This is a genomic window from Streptomyces sp. NPDC005752 (assembly GCF_040630715.1).
In the GTDB taxonomy this organism is placed as follows: Bacteria; Actinomycetota; Actinomycetes; order Streptomycetales; family Streptomycetaceae; genus Streptomyces.
Genome location: NZ_JBEXYB010000059.1, coordinates 25509 through 33334 on the forward strand (window position 1 = coordinate 25509; position 7826 = coordinate 33334).

Here is a 7826-nt window from a genome sequence, read left to right on the forward strand (position 1 = left end):
AGGAGAGAAACGACCGTGACGGACATCGTCGACGAGCTGAAGTGGCGCGGGCTGTTCGCCCAGTCCACCGACGAGGACGCATTGCGCAAGGCTCTCGCGGACGGCCCGGTCACCTTCTATTGCGGCTTCGACCCGACCGCGGCGAGTCTGCACGTCGGTCACCTGGTGCAGGTGCTCACCATGCGCCGTCTTCAGCTCGCCGGGCTGAAGCCGCTCGCCCTGGTCGGCGGCGCGACCGGCCAGATCGGTGACCCGCGGCCGACCGCGGAGCGCACGCTGAACGACCCGGAGACCATCGCCGCGTGGGTCCAGCGGCTGCGCGGCCAGATCGAGCCCTTCCTCACCTTCGAGGGACCGAACGCCGCCACGATGGTGAACAACCTGGACTGGACCGCAGGCCTGTCCGCGATCGAGTTCCTCCGGGACATCGGCAAGCACTTCCGGGTCAACAAGATGCTCACCAAGGACTCGGTGGCCCGCCGGCTGGAGTCGCAGGAGGGCATCAGCTACACGGAGTTCAGCTACCAGCTCCTCCAGGGCATGGACTTCCTGGAGCTGTACCGGCGCTACGGCTGCACCCTCCAGCAGGGCGGCAGCGACCAGTGGGGCAATCTCACCGCGGGCATCGACCTGATCCACCGGCTGGAGCCGGGTGCCCAGGTGCACGCGCTGGCGACGCCGCTGATGGTGAAGGCCGACGGCACCAAGTTCGGCAAGTCCGAGAGCGGCGCCGTCTGGCTCGACCCGGAGATGACGACGCCGTACGCCTTCTACCAGTTCTGGCTGAACGTGGACGACCGGGACATCTCGACGTACATGCGCATCCTCAGTTTCAAGAGCCGCGAGGAGCTCCAGGAGCTGGAGAAGCTGACCGAGGAGCGTCCCCAGGCGCGTTCGGCGCAGCGGTCGCTGGCCGAGGAACTGACGACGCTGGTGCACGGCGGCGCGCAGTGCGCGGCGGTCATCGCGGCGTCGAAGGCGCTGTTCGGCCAGGGCGAGCTCGGCGAGCTGGACGAGGCGACGCTGAGCGCCGCCCTGTCCGAGGTGCCGCACGCCCGGGTCGCCGAGCTGGGCCCGGTGGTGGATCTCCTGGTCGAGGTCGGGCTGTCCGCGAGCAAGTCGGCGGCCCGTCGCACGGTCAAGGAGGGCGGGGCCTACGTGAACAACGCGAAGGTCACGGACGGGGAGAGCGCTCCGGCCCACGAGGAGCTGCTGCACGGCCGCTGGCTGGTCCTGCGCCGGGGCAAGAAGAACCTGGCGGCGGTCGAGGTGACCGCCGGCTGACGCCGACGGGAACAGCACAGCGGCCGGTCACGCGTCTCGCGTGGCCGGCCGCTGTGTGTCTCACATGCGGATCAGGTTCTCCGGCCCTTGCTCTTGTTGCCCCTGATGGACTGCCAGACCATGTCCCCCACACCGACGACGGCCACGGCACCGATCAGCTGCAGCACATGCCGGATCCAGTCGATCCCCTTGGTGTCGTTGACTCCGATCCAGGTCGCTACGGCGTTGCCGAGGATGCTGCCGAGGATGCCGAACACCACCGTCAGCCACAGCGGGATGTCCTGTTTTCCCGGCAGGATCGCCCGGGCGATGACACCCAGCACCAAGCCCACGATGATTGCCCACAACCAACTCATGTCGCCTCCTCGTGTGGCGCGGTGTGCGCACGTCCGCCCAGTCTTGGCCTGGGGAACGGACGACGCATGCCGGACAGGGCCGTACGTGGAACCGCGGTCCGGACCGTGCGGACGGGCTCGCCCCGGTCTCGAATACGCCGGAAGCCGGGCGTACCGTAGTGAGCCGGCGCGGTTCGGAGAAGTCCGGCACGGAGATCTGGCGGTGGAGCGACCATGGGGAAGCAGAGCGGTACGGAGGTCTTCCGGATCACGGGCGCCCGGCAGGGCCTCGCCGACGACGTACGCGGCCGGCAGCGGCGCTACATCATCTCGATGTCCGTGCGCACCGTCTCCGTGGTGCTGGCCGCGACCCTGTGGAACATCGAGAGGCATGTGGCCGTGGTGGGACTCGCGCTGGGTGTTCTGCTCCCTTATGTCGCAGTCGTCATCGCCAACGCCGGACGTGAGAACGCCCCTTCGCTCCCCTCGACCTTCGTGTCCGCGCCGATGCGGCCGGCACTCGGCGCGGCCTCCGCGGAACCGGCTCATGAGCCAGGGGCCTCCGGCCGCGCGGGCGAGCCGCGGCCGGCGGACTGAGCGCCCGCACTTCCCGGGCCGGGTGAGACCGGATCGATCATGACGTTCCGTTGCACCGGACCCCTGCCCCCGTGCCATACTTCGTGAGCGCTCCGCATCCCCCGTCGGAGCGACGGACCGACGCCGGGCAGCTCCCCCCGTGGCTGCCCGGCGTCGCCATTCTCCGGCGGGGATGCGTCGATCGGGCCCTTCGGCATCGATCTGCGACTGGCTCACGCCCGGCGGTCCGCACCGGCCGCCGCACCGGAGCGCGAGGTTAGGGTTGAGGGCGTGAACTTCCCCGATACCTCCGCCGAGAGCGTGACCGGCGCGCCCGTCTGCTCCGCCAAGGGCTGCCGCACCGACGCCGTGTGGGTGCTGGCCTGGAACAACCCGAAGCTGCACACCCCGGAGCGCCGCAAGACCTGGCTGGCCTGCGACGAACACCGGGAGCACCTCTCCTCGTTCCTCGGTGTGCGCGGCTTCCTCAAGGACGTCGTACCACTGACGGAGTGGGAGTCCTCAGCCGCCGATCGCTGACATCGGGCGGTCGGGCTGCAGGAAGGCGGGGTCGTCGAGTCCGGAGCCGGCCTTCTTGCCCCACATCGCGAGCTTCCAGATCCGGGCGATCTCCTCGTCCGGTGCGTCGGAGCGCAGCGCGCCACGCAGATCCGTCTCCTCGCGGGCGAAGAGACAGGTGCGGACCTGCCCGTCGGCGGTGAGCCGGGTGCGGTCGCAGGCCCCGCAGAAGGGCCTCGTCACGGAGGCGATGACGCCGACGCGATGCGGACCGCCGTCGACGGTCCAGCGCTCCGCGGGGGCCGATCCGCGCTCCTCGTCACCTTCGTCGGTGAGCGTGAAACGCGTACGCAACGAGGCGAGGATGTCACCCGCGGTGATCATGCCGTCCCGCTTCCAGCCGTGCTGGGCGTCGAGCGGCATCTGCTCGATGAAGCGCAGCTCGTAGTCGTTCTCCACGGCCCAGGCGAGCAGCTCGGGGGCCTCGTCCTCGTTGAGACCGGGCATGAGCACGGAGTTGACCTTGACAGGGGTGAGCCCTGCCTCGCGGGCGGCCTGGAGGCCTTCGAGGACGTCCTTGTGCCGGTCGCGGCGGGTGAGCGTCTTGAACACATCGGGGCGCAGGGTGTCCAGGGAGACGTTCACCCGGTCCAGTCCCGCCGCCTTCAGGGCGGCCGCGGTGCGCTTCAGTCCGATGCCGTTGGTGGTGAGCGACATCCTGGGACGGGGCTCCAGGGCGGCGCACCGCTCCACGATGGAGACGAGTCCGGGACGCAGCAGCGGCTCGCCGCCGGTGAAGCGGACCTCCGTGATGCCGAGATCGGTGACCGCCAGGCGGACGAGTCTGACGATCTCGTCGTCACTGAGCAGGTCGGACCTGGAAAGCCACTGCAGGCCTTCTTCGGGCATGCAGTAGGTGCAACGGAGATTGCACTTGTCGGTCAGTGAGACACGCAGGTCGGTGGCGACCCGGCCATAGGTGTCGATGAGCACGTTGGGCCCCCTCCCCCGGTGGTGTCCGCGGTTGCGGTCTGACTCCTCCGAGACTACGCGAGACCTGTGACATCGAGGGGGCTCGGTTGACACGAGGTGTGACGGGGCCCCGTCGTAGGTCTCTACGACGGGGCCCGGTCAGGCGGGGCGGTGAGGTCAGTGGGCTCCGGTGCCGGTGAGGGACTTGACCTCGAGTTCGGCGTACTTGCCCTTGTCGGGCTCCTCCTTGGAGACGACCGAGCCGATCCAGCCGAGCAGGAAGCCCAGCGGGATGGAGATGAGGCCGGGGTTCTCCAGCGGGAACCAGGCGAAGTCCACGTCGGGGAACATCGAGCTGGCCTTCCCGGAGACGACCGGGGAGAACAGCACGAGGAGGACGGACGAGGCGAGACCGCCGTAGATGGACCAGAGGGCGCCCTGGGTGGTGAAGCGCTTCCAGAAGAGGCTGTAGAGGATGGTCGGCAGGTTGGCCGACGCGGCGACCGCGAAGGCCAGGGCCACGAGTCCTGCGACGTTCAGGTCGCGGGCCATCGCACCGAGTGCGATCGAGACGACGCCGATCGCGACGGTGGCCCAGCGGGCCGCCTTCATCTCCTCCTTCTCGGTGGCGTTCCCCTTGCGGATCACGTTGGCGTAGATGTCGTGGGCGAAGGAGGACGAGGAGGCGAGGGTGAGGCCCGCGACGACGGCGAGGATCGTGGCGAAGGCGACGGCGGAGATGACCGCGAGCATGATGGCGCCCCCGGTGGTCCCCACCCCGCCGAGGTACTCGGCCAGCTGGGGTGCCGCGGCGTTGCCCGCCGGGTTCTTCGCCGTGATCTCCTCGGGCCCGATGAGCGCCGCGGCGCCGAAGCCGAGGGCGATCGTCATCAGGTAGAAGGCGCCGATGATGCCGATGGCCCAGTTCACGGACTTACGGGCGGCCTTTGCGGTCGGCACGGTGTAGAAGCGGATCAGGATGTGCGGGAGTCCGGCGGTGCCGAGCACGAGCGCGATACCGAGCGAGATGAAGTCCAGCTTCGACACGTCGGTGGCGCCGTACTTGAGGCCGGGCTCCAGGAACGCCGCGCCGTGCCCGCTCTTCTCCGCGGCGGTGCCGAGCAGGTCGGAGACGTTGAAGTCGAACTTCCACAGCACCATCAGGGTCATCAGGAGCGCGCCCGCGATGAGCAGCACCGCCTTGACCATCTGCACCCAGGTGGTGCCCTTCATTCCGCCGATGGTGACGTAGACGATCATCAGTACGCCGACCAGCGCCACGATGAGGATCTTGCCCGCGTCGCTGGTGATGCCGAGCAGCAGCGAGACGAGGACTCCTGCGCCGGCCATCTGGGCCAGCAGGTAGAAGATCGACACGACGATGGTGGAGACGCCCGCGGCGGTGCGCACCGGCCGCTGGCGCATCCGGTAGGCGAGGACGTCGCCCATGGTGTAGCGGCCGGAGTTGCGCAGGGGCTCGGCGACGAGCAGCAGGGCGACGAGCCAGGCGACGAGGAAGCCGATGGAGTAGAGGAAGCCGTCGTAGCCGAAGAGGGCGATGGCGCCGGCGATACCGAGGAAGGACGCCGCCGACATGTAGTCACCGGAGACGGCGAGGCCGTTCTGGAAGGCGGTGAACTGCCGTCCGCCCGCGTAGAAGTCCGAAGCGCTCTTGGTCTGCCGGCCTGCCCAGACGGTGATGGCCAGGGTCGCCGCGACGAAGATCGCGAAAAGGGTGATGATCAGCGGCCTGTGCTCGGTCGTCGACGACGACGCGGCGAGTTGGCTCACGGCCTGTGATGCGTACGCGGCGCTCATGCGTCGGCCTCCAGACGGGACTTGATGGCCGCCGCCTGCGGGTCGAGCTTGTTGGTGGCGTGGCGCGAGTAGAACCAGGCGATGAGGAACGTGGTGGCGAACTGGGCGAGGCCGAACACGAAGGCGACGTTGAAGTTCGCGAAGACGACCTTGCTCATGAAGCCGTCGGCGTAGCTGGACAGCAGAACGTACAGCAGGTACCAGGCAATGAATCCGACGGTCAGCGGAAAGGCGAAGGAGCGGTGGGATCGGCGCAGTTCGGTGAACTCCGCACTGTTCTGCGCCTCGAGCCACGCCTCGGTCGTGGGCTGGACGGGACTGCCGCCCTCAGGGCTCTGGGGCGGCGGTGCTTCGGTGGCCACGGACTCTCCTCGCGACGCGGATGCGGTGGTGGGAACGGTGGATTTCACGGGGAGTCCTCTGCGTTGCCGGGTAGTGGGGGGATGGATGCACGACTCCCTGTGCAACGGCACGGAGAGCGTGGCGAAGCGGTTCACCGCAGGTTCGTTCTTGTCCTGCCGACTCGTGTGGACGCGACTCCCACAGGTCACACCTCGAACTCACTTGCCCGTATTCGTTGTCGCACCGGGAAGATCAGCGATAACTTCACTCGTCATGTACCGGACCGGACACACCGGTGTCCGGCCACACCGGCACGGATGATGTGGAGAACCCATGGCTCATCTGGCATCCAGACGGACTCGCGTACTCGCGCTGCCCGTCGGACTGGCGCTCACGGCCTCGCTCGGCTTCCTCCCGACGGGGACCGCGGCCGCGGCACCCGCGGACGAGCCGGCGGCGGTCGCGGCGGACGGCCCCCAGCTGTCGTACGTCGTGAACACGCGGGCGAGTCACGGCACCGTCAAGCAGGTGCGGAAGGCGATATCCGCGGCCGGCGGGACCGTCGTGACGTCCTACGACAAGATCGGCGTCATCGTCGTCCACTCGCAGAACCCGGACTTCGGCGCGACGATCCGCAAGGCCAAGGGCGTCCAGTCGGCCGGCGCCACACGCACCAGCCCGATCGTCCCGCAGGCGACGAAGGACATCGGGGTCGAGCAGCCCCTCACCGCCGCGCAGGCGCGGGAAGCGTCCGAGGACGCGGTGGCGGGCCAGGACCCGCTGGAGCCCCTGCAGTGGGACCTTCCGGCCATCAAGGCGGACAAGGCGCACCAGAAGTCGCTCGGCAGCAGCAAGGTCACGGTCGGCGTCATCGACACGGGTGTGGACGACACGCACCCGGACCTGGCGCCGAACTTCGACCGCAAGGCCTCGGTGAACTGTGTGTCCGGCGCTCCGGACACCACGGACGGCGCCTGGCGGCCCGCGGCCGGCGAGAGCGACCACGGCACGCACGTCGCGGGCACCATAGCCGCGGCGAAGAACGGCACCGGCGTCACCGGCGTCGCGCCCGGCGTGAAGGTCTCCGGCATCAAGGTGTCCACCCCGGCCGGCTTCTTCTACACGGAGGCCGTCGTCTGCGGCTTCGTCTGGGCCGCCGAGCACGGCGTCGACGTGACCAACAGCAGCTACTACACCGACCCGTGGCTGTTCAACTGCAAGAACGACCCGGACCAGGGCGCCCTGGTCGAGGCGGTCACCCGCGCCACCCGTTACGCGGAGGGCAAGGGCGTCGTCAACGTCGCCGCGGCCGGCAACTCCGACCACGACCTGGCCCTCGACGCCATCGAGGACACCACGAGCCCCAACGACACGACGCCGGTCACCCGCACGGTCGACCCGAGCGCCTGCCCCGACATCCCGACCATGGTGCCGGGTGTCGTGACGGTCTCCGCGACCGGGGCGAAGAACCTCAAGTCCTCCTACTCGAACTACGGTCTCGGGGTCATCGACGTGGCCGCCCCGGGCGGCGACTCGACGCGCTACCAGGCGCCGGACGCGCCCGCGGACAACGGTCTGATCCTGTCAACACTGCCCGGCGGCAAGTTCGGCTACAAGGCCGGTACGTCGATGGCGTCCCCGCACGTCGCGGGCGTCGCGGCCCTGATCAAGTCGACCCACCCGCGCGCCTCGGCGGCCGGGGTGAAGGCCCTGCTGACGCACCAGGCCGACGCCACCGCGTGCGGCGCGCCGTACGACATCGACGGTGACGGCACCGTCGACGCCGTCTGCGAGGGCGGGAAGAACTACAACGGCTTCTACGGAGCCGGTGTCGTGGACGCGCTGGACGCGGTCCGCAGGTAACAAGTGAGGGGAGGGGCCGGGGACAGCTGTCCCGCCGCAGGAGCGGATCGACTCCGCCGTGGCCTTGGCGTCCTCCGTGGCGAAGTAGGTCGTCAAGGCGATCGGGAGGCGCCGGCC

8 protein-coding genes are annotated in these 7826 nt (G+C 69.2%); 4 read left to right on the plus strand and 4 right to left on the minus strand.

All coding sequences use genetic code 11. The features are described 5' to 3' along the window. The first annotated feature begins 15 nt into the window (after positions 1-15). The gene (gene tyrS, locus ABZ441_RS32005; RefSeq protein WP_358980642.1) at positions 16-1284 is read left to right on the plus strand and encodes a tyrosine--tRNA ligase; all 1269 of its coding nucleotides are present in this window, start codon (positions 16-18) and stop codon (positions 1282-1284) included. Positions 1285-1355: 71 nt separating this feature from the next. On the opposite strand, the gene ABZ441_RS32010 is transcribed toward tyrS, so the two are convergent. Beyond that, positions 1356-1640 (minus strand): GlsB/YeaQ/YmgE family stress response membrane protein, encoded by a 285-nt coding sequence (locus ABZ441_RS32010; protein WP_358980644.1) that lies wholly within the window; start codon positions 1638-1640, stop codon positions 1356-1358. 213 nt (positions 1641-1853) lie between these two features. On the opposite strand from ABZ441_RS32010, the gene ABZ441_RS32015 reads away from it, so the two are divergent. Beyond that, positions 1854-2216, plus strand: a complete 363-nt coding sequence (locus tag ABZ441_RS32015) for a DUF3099 domain-containing protein (RefSeq protein ID WP_358980646.1) — start codon at positions 1854-1856, stop codon at positions 2214-2216. Positions 2217-2486: 270 nt separating this feature from the next. Then, positions 2487-2735, plus strand: a complete 249-nt coding sequence (locus ABZ441_RS32020; RefSeq protein WP_358980648.1) for a hypothetical protein — start codon at positions 2487-2489, stop codon at positions 2733-2735. Here the strand turns inward: ABZ441_RS32020 and moaA are convergent. The 3 genes from moaA to ABZ441_RS32035 all read right to left on the minus strand — a co-directional run bounded on the left by moaA (position 2718) and on the right by ABZ441_RS32035 (position 5866). Beyond that, entirely contained in the window at positions 2718-3707 is a 990-nt protein-coding gene (moaA, locus tag ABZ441_RS32025) for a GTP 3',8-cyclase MoaA (RefSeq protein WP_358980651.1), read from the minus strand. The genes ABZ441_RS32020 and moaA overlap by 18 nt on opposite strands. 156 nt (positions 3708-3863) lie before the next feature. Next, positions 3864-5504: a cation acetate symporter gene (locus tag ABZ441_RS32030; protein WP_358980653.1), complete on the minus strand. Its 1641-nt coding sequence runs from the start codon at positions 5502-5504 to the stop codon at positions 3864-3866. Next, a complete protein-coding gene (locus tag ABZ441_RS32035) occupies positions 5501-5866 on the minus strand; it encodes a DUF485 domain-containing protein (RefSeq protein ID WP_205019397.1) in 366 nt (121 codons plus the stop codon). Before ABZ441_RS32035 ends, ABZ441_RS32030 begins: the two co-directional genes overlap by 4 nt. A 313-nt stretch (positions 5867-6179) precedes the next feature. Between ABZ441_RS32035 and ABZ441_RS32040 the strand changes: the two genes are divergently transcribed. Beyond that, complete coding sequence (locus tag ABZ441_RS32040) at positions 6180-7709, plus strand: S8 family serine peptidase (protein ID WP_358980655.1); 1530 nt, start codon at positions 6180-6182, stop codon at positions 7707-7709. The last annotated feature ends 117 nt before the right edge of the window (positions 7710-7826 follow it).